Origin of the sequence: Quisquiliibacterium transsilvanicum (genome assembly GCF_014202215.1) — a bacterium.
GTDB lineage: Bacteria > Pseudomonadota > Gammaproteobacteria > Burkholderiales > Burkholderiaceae_E > Quisquiliibacterium > Quisquiliibacterium transsilvanicum.
In genome coordinates, this window is record NZ_JACHGB010000003.1 from 433422 (window position 1) to 448029 (window position 14608).

Consider the following 14608-nt stretch of genomic DNA (forward strand, 5'->3'; position numbering starts at 1 on the left):
GCAAGCCAGGCGCACCCGATGGAGTACTGCCCCATGAGCAATGACCGGAACTCCAGCGTCCCAGCTGACGACGAATGCGTGCTCCGCCCGGTCCTCGAAAAGTGGTCGCGGGTGCAACCCGACAAGATTTTCGTCAGCGAAGGCGCCGGGCGCGAGCTCACGTATCGCCAGCTGCGCGACATGAGCGCACGCACCGCCGCGGCCCTGCATGCGCTCGGGGTTCGGCAGGGCCAGAATGTCGTCGTCTGGCTGCCCAATGGCATCGATTGCCTGAGGGTCTGGTTCGGCATCAACTGGCTCGGCGCGACCTATGTTCCCATCAACACCGCCTACCGCGGAAGACTCCTGGAGCACGTGCTGGACAACGCGGGCGCCGACCTCATCGTCGTCCACGCCGAGCTGCTGCCACGGTTGTGCGAGGTGAATACTGCGACGCTGCGCAAGGCGATCGTGGTCGGCGGCGACGGCCTGCCGGTGTCCGGTATTCCCGCGGCGCTGGAGCTGCATGCGCAGGCTGCCCTCGACGCCCCCGAATCGACCTTGCCAGCGCACCTGCCTGAAGTCCATCCGTGGGACACGCAGTCGATCGTCTACACGTCGGGAACCACAGGTGCATCGAAGGGCGTGATGTCCTCGTACGCGCATCTCCATGCCATGGCGGGGCGCGAGGGCTTCCACATGCTCGCGGAAGACGACCGCTACATGTGCAACCTTCCCCTGTTCCACGTCGGGGGCACGATCCCGGTGATGGGGATGCTCGCGCGCGGCGCCTCGATCTCGCTCGTGTCCGCCTTCTCGACCGAGGAATTCTGGCCAGTGGTACGCGACACGCAAACCACGGTCGTCCTGCTGCTTGGTGTCATGGCCGGGTTCATCACAAAGCGCCCGCCCGGTCCGGAGGATCGGGATCATCCATTACGCAAAGTGATCATCGTTCCGCTTGCCGAGGACGCGCCTGCCTTTTCCAGGCGCTTCGGCGTCGAGGTCTACACGCTCTACAACATGACGGAGATCTCCACGCCCCTGGTCTCGGGACTCAACCCCGACAAGACCGGATCCTGCGGGCAGCCGCGCTCCGGGGTCGAGCTGCGGGTCGTCGACGAGAACGATTGCGAAGTGCCGCAGGGCAGCGTCGGCGAGTTGATCGTGCGCACTGACCGCCCCTGGGCCCTGAACCACGGGTACTACAAGAACCCCGAGGCAACGGCGAAGGCCTGGCGCAACGGATGGTTCCACACTGGCGACGCATTCCGCGTAGACGCCGACGGCACGTACTTCTTCGTGGACAGGATGAAGGATGCAATCCGCCGCCGCGGAGAAAACATCTCCTCGTTCGAGGTGGAGGCCGAGGTCGCAGCGTTTCCAGCCGTGTCCGAAGTGGCCGTGTACGCGGTGCCGAGCGAGATCGCCGAGGACGAGGTCATGTGCGCCGTTGCGACGGTGCCAGGCAAGGAACTGGATCCCGCGGAGCTGATCACCTTCCTCGTGCCACGGCTGGCGCATTTCATGATCCCAAGGTACGTGAGAATCGTCGAGTCGCTGCCGAAGACCCCGACGCAGAAGGTGCAGAAGCACCTGCTTCGCAACGAAGGCATCACCGCGGACACCTGGGATCGCGAGAAAGCCGGCGTGACGGTACGGCGGCAACGGATTTAGAGCAGCGGCCCGAAACGGGCACCGATTCAGTTCCAGCACCTCCCAGGCCCTCAATGCTCGAGGGCCCCGTCGGGCCCTCACCCGTTCGCCTGCCCCGGCCTCAGCAGGTCGTCCAGCACGCGCTCCAGGTCGCGCAGCGACCGGCAGGGCCGCGCAAGGTCGCAGTGCACCGCGTAGCGCAGCATCTCGGAGTCGCCATAGCCCCAGACGCCGCGCGACTCGGGGTTCAGCCAGATCAGCCGGCGCGCCCGGCGGTGCACCGCCTCGAGCAGGTCGACCCGGGCATCGCCGTTGTTGTTGCGCGCATCGCCCAGCACCAGCACCGTGGTCTTGCGGTCGATGCTGGCGAGCAGGCGCTGCTCGACGTCCTCGAGCATCCGGCCGTAGTCGCTGCCGCTGCCGCCGACGCTGCGGATCACCTCGTCGACCGCGCGCTCGACCGGCATCGCCTCGAAGAGCTCGCTGACCTCGACGAGATCGGAGATGAAGGCGAAGCTGCGCAGGCCGGAGAGCAGCTCCTGCAGGCTGTAGACGAAGAGCAGCAGGAAGCGCGCGTAGGAGCTGACCGAGCCGCTGACGTCGCAGATCACGATCACCCGGGGCCGGTCGACCACCTCGGTGCGCCAGACCGGCTGGAACAGCACCCCGCCGTAGGCGGCGTTGTGGCGCATGGTGCGACGGACGTCCAGGGTGCCGCGGCGCTTGCGCCGGGTGCGGCGCGCATGACGGGCCGCGAGCTTGCGCGCGATCTTCCGGACGATCTCGCGCACCCTGGGCAGGTCGCGCCGCTCGATCGCGGACAGCGGCTTGGTGCGCAGGAACTCCTCGTGCATCGCGCGGGTCGGCGCGGCGGCGTACAGCGCCAGCTGCCGGTCGACGAAGGCGCGCACCTCGTCGAACAGCCGCTCGCGGGCGCGCCGCAGCGTCGCGGCGCGCGGCGAATGCCCCTCGGCGGCTTCGACCTCGGTGATCGCGCGGTTCAGGTCGCCCGACCCCATCTCCTGCTGGATGCGCTGCGTGTACCAGCCGCGCTGGGTGCGCACCCAGATGTCGGTGATGCCCACCGCACGCGCGGCCACCGCCAGCCGCCGGGTCAGTTCGGCCTGGTCGCCAGACAGCAGCAGTTCGGCGAGCTCGCCGGCATCGACCTCCGGGCGCGCACTGCTGCCGCCTCCCCCGCCGCCGCCGCTGCGGCCGTCGCCGCCGCCGCTGCCGTCGTTGTCGCCCTCGCCTTCGCCGACGCCCAGGTCGCTGCCCTCGGGCTCGCCGTCGTCGGCATCGCGCTCGCCCGGCTCCTCGTCGCCGCGCCCCTGTTCGCCCTCGCCGCCGGCTTCCTTGCCCGGGGCGCCTTCGCCCTCCTGGCCCCCGGCGCCGCCCTGCGGCGGCATGCCGGCGAAGGCATCGAACTCGAAGAAGCGCTCGAAGGTCTCGTCGAAGAGCTCGCGCTCGTCGGCCGACTTGGCCAGCGTGGTGCCGAGCGCGGACTTGAGCAGCTCGCGGTCGGACCAGCCGACCAGCGCCACCGCCCTGGACGCATCCAGCTCGGCGTCCAGGGTGGGCTCGAGCGTTGCGCCGCGCAGTGCCTTGAAGAAGTCCTCGAGCGTTGCCTGCATCGTCAGCGTGCCGCCCGCGTCCTCAGGCGGCCTTGGCCACGTCCGCCAGCAGCCTGGGGAGCTGCTCGCTGGCGCTGGCGATGTCCTGTTCGAACTTCAGGATCACGTTGAGCGTGCTGCGCACCAGGTCCGGCGACAGATGCTCGGCGTTGAGCAGCAGCAGCGTGCGCGCCCAGTCGAGCGTCTCGCTGACCGAGGGCGCCTTGCGCACGTCCATCGTGCGCACCGCCTGCACGAAGGCCACCAGCTCGCGCTGCAGGTGCTCGGACAGCCCTGGCACCCGCTTCTGCAGGATGGCCCGCTCGAGCGCGGCATCCGGGAAGGGGATATGCAGGTGCAGGCAGCGGCGCTTGAGCGCATCGCTGAGCTCACGCGTGGCATTGCTGGTCAGCACCACCATCGGCCGCACCAGCGCCTTGATCGTGCCCAGCTCCGGCACCGAGACCTGGAAATCGGACAGCACCTCGAGCAGGAAGGCCTCGAACTCGGGGTCGGACTTGTCGATCTCGTCGATCAGCAGCACGCAGCCGCCGGGCTGCTGCAGCGCCTGGTAGAGCGGCCGCGGCTCGAGAAAGTGCTCGGAGAAGAACAGGTCGTCGTGGCCGTGCAGGCGGTCGATCGCGGCGGCCAGGCCGACCGCGCCATCGAGCACGTCGGCCAGCTTGTCCTTGAGCAGCTGCGTGTACAGCAGCTGCTTGCCGTACTTCCATTCGTACAGCGCCTTGGCCTCGTCCAGCCCCTCGTAGCACTGCAGCCGGATCAGCGGCACGTCGAGCATCTCCGCCAGCGCCTTGGCGAGCTCGGTCTTGCCGACGCCGGCAGGCCCCTCGACCAGCACCGGCTTCTGCAGGTGGAAGGAGAGGTAGGTGGTGGTGGCGATCTGCGGACTGGCGATGTAGCCGACCTCGGCGAAGAGGGCGCGCAACTCGTCGGCGGATTCGAAATGATGCGAGTACAGGTCTTTCATGGGTGCGGAGGCTACCTGAAGTTGGTCGGGGCAGCGCTCGGGCTCAGGCCTTGCACTCAAGCCGCTCCACCGCCTGTTCGGCCAGATCCAGGAAGCTCACCATGCGCCGCCTCAGGGCTTCGAGGTCCACGCCCTCGGTGCTCTTCTTGCCGGCCATGTAGCGCGCGTAGACGCCGTGGATGATCGCCGCGGACTTCCATCGGTTGAAGCCGACGTAGAAATCCAGCCGGGACAGGTCACGGCCGGTGCGCTTCGCGTAGCGCTCGGCCAGCTCTGCCCGCTTGGGGAACCCCGGCATCGCGGTGGGAGCGTCGTCGCGGAAGGGCACCGGGTCGCCCTGCTCGGACCACTGGTTCAGCGCGTAGGCCAGGTCGGCCAGGGGATCGCCCAGCGTCGAGATCTCCCAGTCGACCACCGCGGCCACGCTGCCGTCGGCGCCGACCAGGCAGTTGTGGGTGCCGTAGTCGCCGTGGACGACGCGCGCCGGACCCTGCTCGGGGGTGTTCTCGAGCAGGTACTTCTGCAGCGAATGCGCCCTGGGGTCGTCGAAGCGGGCATCCTCGATCGAGGCCGTCCAGGAGCGGTACCAGGTCTTGAGCTGGCGCTCGATGTAGCCCTCCTTCTTGCCCAGGTCGCCCAGGCCCGCCGCGTCCGGATCCACCGAGTGCAGGTCGGCCAGCACGTCGATGAAGGAATGGCCGAAGCGCTCGCGGTTGGCCAGCGGCACCCAGCGCTCGGTGTCCGCGGACGAGTAGAGCGGATGGCCATCGATGAAGCCCATCACGTAGAAGTGCGCGCCGGTGACCGCGGGGTCCTCGCAGAAACCCAGCGCCCTCGGCACCGGCACCGCCGTGGGGCCCAGCGCGCTGATGATCGCCCACTCGCGGCCCATGTCGTGGGCCTTGGGCAGCAGCTCGCCCATCGGCGGGCGCCGGATCACCGCCTTGCGGCCGGCGCCGTCCTCGATCAGGCAGGTGAGGTTCGAGTGCCCGCCTTCCAGCCGCGTCCAGGTGAACGGGGGCGAGATGCCCTCGACGTTGCGGGCGATCCAGGCCTCGACGGCGGGAATGTCGTATCCGGGCAGTCTTGCAGTGGCGGTCATGTCTGGGTGGGTTCCTTGGAAGTTGTCGTTTCGAGCGATGCGAGCGCGTCGTCGCGCAGACGGCGCTTGAGGATCTTTCCGGACGCGGTGCGGGGCAGCGGCGCGCCGGACAGGACCAGATGGCTGGGGATCTCGAACCTGGCCAGGTGCTTCGCGAGGAAGGCGCGCAGCTCGTCGGGATCGAGCGAGGGGTCGCCATGCACCGTGGCGCCGACCTCCTCGCCGAGGCGCTCGTCGGGCACCGCGTACACCGCGGCCTCGTGGACGCCGGGGTGCATCAGCAGCGCCGCCTCGACGTGGCCGCAGCCGATGTTCTCGCCGCCGCGGATGATCAGGTCCTTCACCCGGTCGACGATGAACAGGTAGCCCTCGTCATCCAGGTAGGCGACGTCGCCGGTGCGGAACCAGCCGTCGGCGGCGAAGGATTCGGCGTTGGCGTCGGGACGGTTCCAGTAGCCGTCGAACATCCCGGCGCCGCGCACCAGCAGCTCGCCGCGCTCGCCCGAGGGCAACGCCTGGCCGTCGTCGCCGACGACCCGCAGCTCCATCACCGCGGAACACCGGCCCGAGCTTGCGGGACGTGCCAGGTAGTCCGCGCCGGAGATCCCGGTGCCGATCGCATTGGTCTCGGTCATTCCCCAGCCGGTGTTGGGCGCGACGCCGTCGAACACCGCGTCGATCTGCCGCACCTGCTCCGGGGCCCGCGGCGCCCCGCCGCCGCCGACCGAGGCCAGCGAGGAGAGGTCGCGGCCGGTGCTGCGGGCGACCCGCACCAGGTCGCCGGTCATCGCGGCCGGTGCGACGAAGCTGGAGATGCGCTCGCGCTCGATCAGCTCGGCGGCGAGCTCCGGATCCCACTTGTTCATGCAGACCAGCCTGCGCTGCGCGCGATAGCTCGACAGGTAGACCGCGTGGGAGCCAGTGGCATGGAACAGCGGGATGCCGAGCAGCGTGGCGGGCTGCTCTTCGGGCGCGGCTGGCGTCACGCCGCTGGTCAGCGCGATCGACTGCCAGTCGAGCTCCCAGGACAGCAGCGCGGACAGCACCGCCCGGTGGGACGAGAGCGCGCCCTTCGGATGGCCGGTGGAGCCCGAGGTGTAGAAGATGATCGCCGGATCGGCGGGCCCAACGTCCGCGGGCGGCATCGGCACCTCGCCCTGCGCCGCCAGGAGATCCTCGAGGCGGTGCGCGCCCGCGGGCAGGCGCCCGGCACGGACCGCGATCACCGCGGCGCGCGGCGGCCGCGCGAAGCCCTCGAGCCGGTCCAGACGCTCCTGGTCCGCGAACAGCACCCTGGCGCCGCAGTCGTCCAGCGCGTACTCCATCTCCTCGGCCTGCCACATCGCATTCATCGCCACCGCGATCGCACCGATCGAGGTGGCCGCGGTGAACGCGAGGATCCACTCGGGGTGGTTGCGCATCGAGATCGCGACGCGATCCCCCTTGCGAACGCCGAAGTCCCGCACCAGCACCTGCGCGATGCGCGCGGCGCGCACCAGCGCCTGCGCGAAGCCGATCCGCTCTTCGCCATGGACGATGAAGGGCAGCTCGCTGGCGGTCTGCTCGAAGAGCTCCCGCAGCGAGCGCGGCGCGTTGCGGAACACGCGCACGCTGCACCCCCCGATCTCGACGGCCTCGAGCTCATAGGGCTGCCCAGGCGCGGTGAGCGCCTCGATGGCCTGCTGTCGGGTGGGAAGGGTCATCGGATTCGGTCGCGCCGGCGGCCCGGCTGAAGGGAGGGAAGTCGGGCCGATGCTACAGGCCCGGATTCGGCCGGGCAACGCGAGGCCGCCGCCGGCATCCCGGTTTCCGGCTCTGCGTCGATGGCGCCGTTCCGTCTGCTACCGTGCGGACATGCGGCGGGCGGCCGAGCGGCCACGAAGGGTTGCGATGAGCGAGACGAGCATGGCGGCGGTGGGGGAGGCGGCGCGGACCGCGCGCTCCGGCCACGCGGCTGCGCTGGCGCAGGCGCTGCAGGAATCGCGCCGCGACACGCTGGCCTCGTTCGCCGCCTGCGAACGGGCGATCGCGGGGCTCGTGGTCCCGCAACGCGAAGAGCTGAACCCGCCGCTCTGGGAGCTGGGCCACATCGGCTGGTTCCAGGAGTTCTGGCTCGCACGCAACCCGCAGCGCGGGCTGGGCGTCGATGCCGACCCCGACGCGCCGCGCCCGGCCGGCCTGCGCGCCGGCGCCGATGCGCTGTACCACTCGAGCCGCGTACCGCATGCCAGCCGCTGGCGGCTGCCGCTGCCGGACGCGCACGCCACCCGCGCCGATCTCTCTGCCCAACTGGAGCGCACGCTGGGGTTGCTCGAACGGGCGGGCCCGGACGACGACGAGCTCTACTTCTTCCGGCTCGCGCTGCTGCACGAGGACATGCACCACGAAGCCGCGCTCTACATGGCGCGCCTGCTCGGCGTGCGGATCGGCGATCCGCGCTGGCGCCCCGCGGCGCTGCCGGAGGCGCCGCCTGCGCTGCGCTTCGAGCCGGGCGCCTGGACCCTCGGCAGCGCCGCCGACCAGGGCTTCGCCTTCGACAACGAGCTGCGCGCGCATCCGGTGTCCCTGGGCGCGACCGAGATCGATGCGCAGGCGGTGCGCTGGGCCGAATACCTGCCCTTCGTCGAGACCGGCGGCCATTCGGACGAGCGCTTCTGGGATGCCGACGGGCGCGGATGGCTCGCCGCCTCGGGGCGGACCACGCCGCTTCACCTGCGCCGCACGGGGGCCGGATGGCAGCGATGGCTGGACGGCGAATGGACGGCGCTCGACCTGCGCGAGGCCGCCTGCCACCTGACGCTGCACGAGGTGCGCGCCTGGTGCCACTGGGCTGGCCGGCGGCTGCCGCAGGAAGCCGAATGGGAGCGTGCCGCGGTGACGCGTCCGGACGCCTTCCGGTGGGGCGACGTCTGGGAGTGGACCGCCAGCCCCTTCGCCCGCTACCCCGGGTTCCGCCCACATCCCTACCGGGACTACTCGGCGCCCTGGTTCGACGGACGACCGGTGCTGCGCGGCGCCTCGTTCATGACACAGCCGCGGATGCGCCATCCGCGCTACCGCAACTACTTCCCGGCCCACCGCAGTGACGTGCCGGCGGGATTCCGCAGCTGCGCACCCTGAGCCGCGCCCTGAGCCGCGCGCGGAGACCCGGACCACGAGTCCGCGTCCGAGCCCACGCTCAGCCGCCCGCCAGGAACACGCCGAACCAGCCGCGCGGATCGGTCCAGCGCCGGATGTCCGCGAAGCCCGCCTCACGCAGCAGCGCCTCGAAGGCCTCGGGGCGCCACTTGCAGGAGATCTCGGTGTGGATGCGCTCGCCGGCCAGGAAGCTGCGCTCGCCGCCCGGCCAGTGCACGCGGGTCGCGGCCCGCGCCTCCAGGTGCATCTCGATCCGCGACAGCCGCGCGTCGTACAGCGCGACGTGCCGCCATTCGCGGACGCGGAAGTCGGCCCCCAGCAGCCGGTTCAGGTGCTCGAGCATGTTCAGGTTGAAGGCAGCGGTCACCCCCAAGGCATCGTCGTAGGCGGCCTCGAGCACGGCCGCTGGCTTGACCAGGTCGGCGCCGATCAGCAGTGCGCCGCCCGCGGCAAGCTCCCGCGCCTCGCGCAGCAGGCGCAGCGCAGGCTCCGGCCCGAAGTTGCCGATGCTGGAGCCGGGGAAGAAGACCAGGGCCGGTCCGCCGACCAGGCCGGCGGGAAGCTGCAGCCGCGCCGAGAAATCCAGGCCGACGCCGGCCATCTCGATCTCCGGATGCTCCCGCTGCAGCGCATGCAGCGCCTCGCGAAGGAAGTCCACCGAGATGTCCACGGCCACATAGCGCCGCGGCCGCAGGGGTCCGAACAGGCGTGCCGCCTTGGCGCAGTTTCCGGCGCCCAGGTCCACCAGCGCCGGAGCGGCGCCGGTCATGCCGAGCGCAGCGCTGCAGATCTCCGCACCATGGGCGGCGAAGATCGAGGCCTCGGTCCGCGTCGGGTAGTACTCGGCCAGCTCGGTGATCGCATCGAAGAGCCGGGAGCCGAGCGCGTCGTAGAGGAACTTGGGCGACACCCGCGCGGGCGATTCGACGAGGCCCGCAGCCGCCTCGGCGGCCAGTGCGCGCTCGTCGATGCCGTGCAGCTGCAGGAAGTCCGGAGCGTTCGCCATGGGTCGAGGGTGCCAGAAGGATTCGAAGCCCGCCTGCCCGATCCTGCCAGGAAGGCAACAGCGACGGCCGGCGCCCGACTTTGGAGACGCTTGCTCAGGCGTGCCCGACCACTGCGTGCGGCACGTATGGCGCCTCGAGCGCAGCGGTCTCCTCGGGCGTCAGCTTCAGCGACAGCGCCGCCACCGCGTCGTCGAGCTGGCCGAGCCTGGTGGCGCCGACGATGGGCGCGGTGACGTCCCGCTTGCCCAGCACCCAGGCCAGCGCAACCTGCGCGCGCGGCACGCCGCGCTGCGCGGCGACCGCCGCCACCGCCTCGACCACCTTGCGGTCCGCGTCGCCGGTCTTCGCGTACAGCGTGCGGCCGAACTCGTCGGTCTCGACCCGCGCGCTCGACTGGTCCCAGTCGCGGGTCAGTCGCCCGCGCGCCATCGGGCTCCAGGGGATCACCGCAATGCCCTCGTCGCGGCACAGCGGCAGCATCTCGCGCTCCTCCTCGCGGTACAGAAGGTTCACGTAGTTCTGCATCGAGACGAAGCGGGTCCAGCCATTGCGCTCCGCGACGTGCAGGGCCTTGGCGAACTGCCAGGCGTACATCGAGGACGCGCCGATGTAGAGGGCCTTGCCGGCGCGCACCACGTCGTGCAGCGCCTCCATCGTCTCCTCGATCGGGGTGCGCGGATCCCAGCGGTGGATCTGGTAGAGGTCGACGTGGTCGGTGCCGAGCCGCCGCAGACTCGCGTCGATCTCATGCATGATGACCTTGCGCGACAGGCCCATTCCGTTGGGGCCGGGCCGCATCCGGCCGTTCACCTTGGTGGCGATGACGACGTCCTCGCGGCGCGCGTAGTCGGTCAGTGCGCGGCCGACGATCTCCTCGCTGTTGCCGTCGGAGTAGACGTTGGCGGTGTCGAAGAAGTTGAACCCGAGGTCGAGCGCGCGCTTGAGGAAGGGCCGGCTCTCGGCCTCGCCGATCGTCCAGGGGTGGCTGCCGCGGCCCGGCTCGCCGTAGCTCATGCAGCCCAGGCAGAGCCGCGAAACCTCGAGGCCAGTGCGGCCGAACTTAACGTAGTCCATCGTTGTCTTCTCCGGTGCGTTCGAGTTGTGGCCACGATGTTACAGCGCGGCCTCGCGATCGACGGGCTGCTGCAGAATGGTCCCGGACGCCCTCCCCTGGTCCGGCGCCCGGCAGTTCGCCGAGGCCGGCTTCTTCCGCACCGTGGTGCCGCGCAGCCTGGGTGGACTGGAATGCGCCCCCGAGGTGACGATGGTGACCATCGAGACACTGGCGCAGGCCGATGCTTCGGCAGCCTGGTGCGTGATGGTCAGCGCCACCGCCGGGCTGTCCGGCGCCTACCTGGAGCCGTCCGCAGCCCGCGAGGTCTATGGCGACCCGCTGTCGATCACCGGCGGTTCGAACACGCCCACGGGCCGCGCGCAGGCTGCCGGCGACGGATTCCGCCTGAGCGGACGCTGGCCGTGGGTGAGTCACAGCGCCAACTGCCTCTGGCTCAAGGGCATCTCCGTGCTGCTCGCAGACGGAAAGCCGCGGCTGCGCGACGACGGCAGGCCCGACGTGCGGATGATGGTCTTCCCTGCCGCGCAAGCCACGCTGATCGACACCTGGCAGGTGGCGGGACTTGAAGGCACCGGCAGCGGCGACATGGAGGTGACCGACATCGCCGTGCCCGAGGGCTTCACCTACTCGCTGGTCAGCGACAAACCGCGCGAAGATGGGCCGCTGTATCGCTTCCCGGCCTTCGGCCTGCTCGCCCTGGGAATCGGCGCGGTGGCGCTCGGCAATGCCCGCGCCGCCGTGGACGACCTGCTCGAGCTGGCCGGATCGAAGAAGCCTCAGGGCTCGCGCCGCACCCTGGCAGAGCGCGGCATGTCGCAGAGCGAACTCGCGCAGGCGGAGGCGATGCTGCGCTCGGCGCGGGCCTTCTACTACGAAGCGCTCGGCGAGGCCTGGCAGATGGCGAACCGGGGCGAGGAAATCGGCCTGGAGCAGCGGGCAGCGCTGCGGCTCGCCGCCACGCACGCCACGCGCACGTCAGCCGACGTCGTGCGCAGGATGTACGAACTCGGCGGCGACACCGTGCTGTTCTCGTCCCACCCCCTGCAGCGCCGCTTCCGCGACGCCTACGCTGCAACCCAGCACATGATGATCGCCCCGCCGAGCTGGGAGCTGGCGGGCCGCGTGCTGATGGGACTGCCGACCGACGCCGCGATGCTATGAGGGCAGCGCCCTGCCGATCGGCTCGGCCTTCACGCGCAGCCCGGCCGCCTCGCGATCCCAGGTGTCGGCGGTGACGCCCTGCGCGCGCAGCTCGTGCTTGAGCACCTTCGCGGTCGGCGTCTTCGGAAGCTCGTCGAGCACCCGGACGTAGCGCGGAATCATGAAGTGCGCCATCCGTGCGCGCAGGAAGTCGAGCAGCGCGGCGGGATCCAGGCTGCGCCCTTCGACCGGCGCCACCACGACGAGCACGTCCTCCTCCGCGAACTCGCTGGGCACGCCCACCGCCGCAGCCTCGCGCACGTCCGGGTGCGCGCAGACCTCGGCCTCCACCTCGAAGGACGAGATGTTCTCGCCGCGCCGGCGGATTGCGTCCTTCATCCGGTCGACGAAGTGGAAGTAGCCGTCGGCGTCCTTGCGGAAGGCGTCGCCGGTGTGGAACCAGCCGTTGCGCCAGGCGCGCGCAGTGGCCTCCGGGTTCCGGTAGTAGCCCGAATTCATCGCCCACGGGCGGTCCGTGCGGATCATCATCTCGCCGATCTCGCCGACGGGCACCTCGCAGTCGTTCTCGTCGACCAGCCGCACCTCGACGCCCGCCCGCGCCTTGCCGCAGGTGCCGCGCACCAGCGGGTTGGCCTCCGAGATCACCGGCGTCGAGATCTCGGTCATGTTGAAGATGGTGTAGATGTCGCAGCCGAAGCGCCGCGAGAACGCGGCGATGTCGCCGGCCAGCGGCACCATGAAGGCCAGGCGCAGCGGACTGTCGGCGTCGTCGGGGCGCTGCGGCATCTTCTCCAGGAAGCTCGCCATCACGCCCAGCAGGAACACCGCGGTGGTGCCGGTGGCTCGCACCGTTGGCAGGAAGCTCTCTGTGTCGAAGCGCTCGAGCAGCGTGACCGAGCCGCCGCGCGCGAACATCGCGAAGATCACCGCGGTGCCGCCGACGTGGAACATCGGCATGTTGATCATGAAGCGGTCGTCCGCGCGCAGACAGGGCCAGGTTTGCTCGCTGGCGGAGGTGTAGCAGTGCAGGTAGGACGAGAGCACGCCCTTGGAGGGGCCGGTGGTGCCCGAGGTGAAGATGATGGTCTGCGGATCCCAGGGTTCGATCGGACGCTGCGGCGCGCGCAGCGTACCGCCGGCCGGCATCAGGGCGTCGGCGAAACGGTGGGACTTCAGCCCGGCGCAGCGCGCCTCGCCGCCGACCAGCACCGCGGTGCGCAGGCGGGCCGGCGGCACGCCCTCGAGGCGCCCGGCGAGGTCCGCGTGCACCACGGCGACCTCGGCATCCGACAGCGCGACGACGTGCGCCAGGAGCGTGCCCTTGTAGGCGGTGTTGATCGGTACGTAGACCGCGCCGAGGTAGTTCACCGCGAAGTACACCAGCAGGTTCTCGCGGCCGTTGGGCAGCCAGACCAGCACGTGCTCGCCCTGCCCGACGCCCAGTTGCTGAAGCCCGACGGCGGTGCGCAGAACCCGTTCGCGCAGCTCGCGCCAGGTCCATTGCTCGCCGTCGTCGGCGAACTTCACGAACACCTCGTCGGGCTTCTCGCGGGCCCAGCGGTCCAGCAGCTCCCGCGTGACGACGCAGTCGCGCGGCGGGATGCGTGGGTCGGCCGCCTGCGGGGCCTCGGGACAGGGCTCGACGACGAACGCTCCAGCCATCGGGATCTTCTCCATGATGCGGCCGGCGGCTGCGGCGCCGGCCCTGCCGCTCAGCGCGTGAACGCAGCCAGCCGCTCCGCGGCCTCGGCGAAGTCTTCCATGAACTCGTGCACCACCTGCCGCGAACTCAGCGGCTGGTTCATCAGGCCAACGCCCTGCCCCACCCAGTAGGTGGCCAGCGCCTTGGCGCCCTCGTCCCCCTGCTGCGAGAGCTTGTCGATCAGATCGAGGGCCGGCCCGCTCACCAGGCCCTGCAGCGGCATCGGCAGCGGATCCGGCGCGCCGGGCGCCTGCCACGCATCGGTCCAGGGCGAGCGCAGCTGGCGGGTGTACTTGCCGGTGCGGCTGCGCGAACGCACCGTCTGGCGCGAGTCGGCCTCGAGCATCTTCTGCTTGACCACCGGGTTGGTCTCCGCCTCGCGCGTGGTCAGCCACACCGAGCCGCACCAGGCGCCGTCCGCGCCCATCGCCATGCAGGCGGCCATCTGCCGGCCAGTGACGATGCCGCCCGCGGCGAGCACGAACACGTCCGGGTGGTCTTGCACCGCGTCGAGCACCTCGGGCACCAGCACGATGGTGGCGACCTCGCCGCAGTGCCCGCCGGCCTCGCCGCCCGCGGCCACCAGCACGTCGACGCCCGCCTGCACGTGCTTGAGGGCGTGCTCGCGCGCGCCGGTCAGCGCGCCCACCAGCACGCCCTTCTCGCGCGCCGCCCGCATCATGAACGGCGGCGGCACGCCCAGCGCGTTGACCACCAGCTTCACGTTCGGATGGCGCAGCGCCTCCTCCAGCACGCCGCGCGCGCCGGCCTCGCGCAGGTTGTCGCCGAAGCCCTCGCCGACGGGCGCGCTCCACAGGTTCGCGGTCTCGATGCCGTGCGCCTTGAGGATGCCCTCGACGTGCCGGCGGTGCTCGGGCGGCACCCGCGCCTCGAGGTCGGCGGGCGTGAGACCGCCCTCCTTGGCGTCGAGCTTGTTCGGCACGATGAGGTCGACGCCGTAGGGCGCGCCGCCCACCTGCGCGTCCAGCCAGTCGAGCTCGATCTTCACGCTCTCGGGCGTGTGCCCGACCACGCCCAGCACGCCGAAGCCGCCAGCCTTGCTGACCTCCGCGACCACGTCGCGGCAGTGGCTGAACGCGAACAGCGGGAACTGGATGCCCAGCCGCTTGCAGAGTTTCGTATCCAAGGTCGTTCTCCTGTGATGATCTCGGCCCGGCGGCGCCGGG

Annotated in this window: 11 protein-coding genes; 3 read left to right on the forward strand and 8 right to left on the reverse strand. The window is 70.7% G+C overall.

The annotated features are described in order from the left end of the window. Positions 1 to 18: 18 nt before the first annotated feature. Positions 19 to 1656, forward strand: coding sequence for an AMP-binding protein (locus HNQ70_RS08520; protein WP_246434843.1), 1638 nt, complete (start codon positions 19 to 21; stop codon positions 1654 to 1656). Positions 1657 to 1733: 77 nt separating this feature from the next. Here HNQ70_RS08520 and HNQ70_RS08525 read toward each other — a convergent pair whose 3' ends face one another. From HNQ70_RS08525 to HNQ70_RS08540, 4 genes are read right to left on the reverse strand one after another with little or no spacing between them, the layout of a single operon-like run. Continuing rightward, the gene (locus tag HNQ70_RS08525) at positions 1734 to 3269 is read right to left on the reverse strand and encodes a VWA domain-containing protein (RefSeq protein WP_183966316.1); all 1536 of its coding nucleotides are present in this window, start codon (positions 3267 to 3269) and stop codon (positions 1734 to 1736) included. A 22-nt stretch (positions 3270 to 3291) separates the two neighbouring features. Then, positions 3292 to 4236, reverse strand: coding sequence for an AAA family ATPase (locus tag HNQ70_RS08530; RefSeq protein WP_183966318.1), 945 nt, complete (start codon positions 4234 to 4236; stop codon positions 3292 to 3294). Between the two features lie 43 nt (positions 4237 to 4279). Further along, positions 4280 to 5338 (reverse strand): phosphotransferase family protein, encoded by a 1059-nt coding sequence (locus HNQ70_RS08535; RefSeq protein ID WP_183966320.1) that lies wholly within the window; start codon positions 5336 to 5338, stop codon positions 4280 to 4282. Beyond that, positions 5335 to 7041, reverse strand: a complete 1707-nt coding sequence (locus HNQ70_RS08540; RefSeq protein ID WP_183966322.1) for a class I adenylate-forming enzyme family protein — start codon at positions 7039 to 7041, stop codon at positions 5335 to 5337. The genes HNQ70_RS08535 and HNQ70_RS08540 overlap by 4 nt, the downstream gene beginning before the upstream one ends. Before the next feature lie 187 nt (positions 7042 to 7228). Here HNQ70_RS08540 and senA point away from each other — a divergent pair, with 187 nt between their 5' ends. Beyond that, positions 7229 to 8458, forward strand: coding sequence for a selenoneine synthase SenA (gene senA / locus HNQ70_RS08545; RefSeq protein WP_183966324.1), 1230 nt, complete (start codon positions 7229 to 7231; stop codon positions 8456 to 8458). A 58-nt stretch (positions 8459 to 8516) separates the two neighbouring features. Here the strand turns inward: senA and egtD are convergent, their stop codons facing one another. Continuing rightward, positions 8517 to 9482 carry an L-histidine N(alpha)-methyltransferase gene (gene egtD, locus HNQ70_RS08550; protein WP_183966326.1) on the reverse strand — a complete coding sequence of 322 codons (966 nt, stop codon included), beginning with the start codon at positions 9480 to 9482 and terminating at the stop codon, positions 8517 to 8519. 94 nt (positions 9483 to 9576) lie between these two features. Beyond that, entirely contained in the window at positions 9577 to 10557 is a 981-nt protein-coding gene (locus HNQ70_RS08555) for an aldo/keto reductase (protein ID WP_183966328.1), read from the reverse strand. A 76-nt stretch (positions 10558 to 10633) separates the two neighbouring features. Here HNQ70_RS08555 and HNQ70_RS08560 point away from each other — a divergent pair, with 76 nt between their 5' ends. Beyond that, positions 10634 to 11719 (forward strand): acyl-CoA dehydrogenase family protein, encoded by a 1086-nt coding sequence (locus HNQ70_RS08560; RefSeq protein WP_183966330.1) that lies wholly within the window; start codon positions 10634 to 10636, stop codon positions 11717 to 11719. Here the strand turns inward: HNQ70_RS08560 and HNQ70_RS08565 are convergent. Then, positions 11714 to 13396: an AMP-binding protein gene (locus tag HNQ70_RS08565; RefSeq protein ID WP_246434844.1), complete on the reverse strand. Its 1683-nt coding sequence runs from the start codon at positions 13394 to 13396 to the stop codon at positions 11714 to 11716. The genes HNQ70_RS08560 and HNQ70_RS08565 overlap by 6 nt on opposite strands. Positions 13397 to 13431: 35 nt before the next feature. Continuing rightward, the gene (locus HNQ70_RS08570) at positions 13432 to 14568 is read right to left on the reverse strand and encodes an NAD(P)H-dependent flavin oxidoreductase (protein WP_183966332.1); all 1137 of its coding nucleotides are present in this window, start codon (positions 14566 to 14568) and stop codon (positions 13432 to 13434) included. Positions 14569 to 14608: the final 40 nt, after the last annotated feature.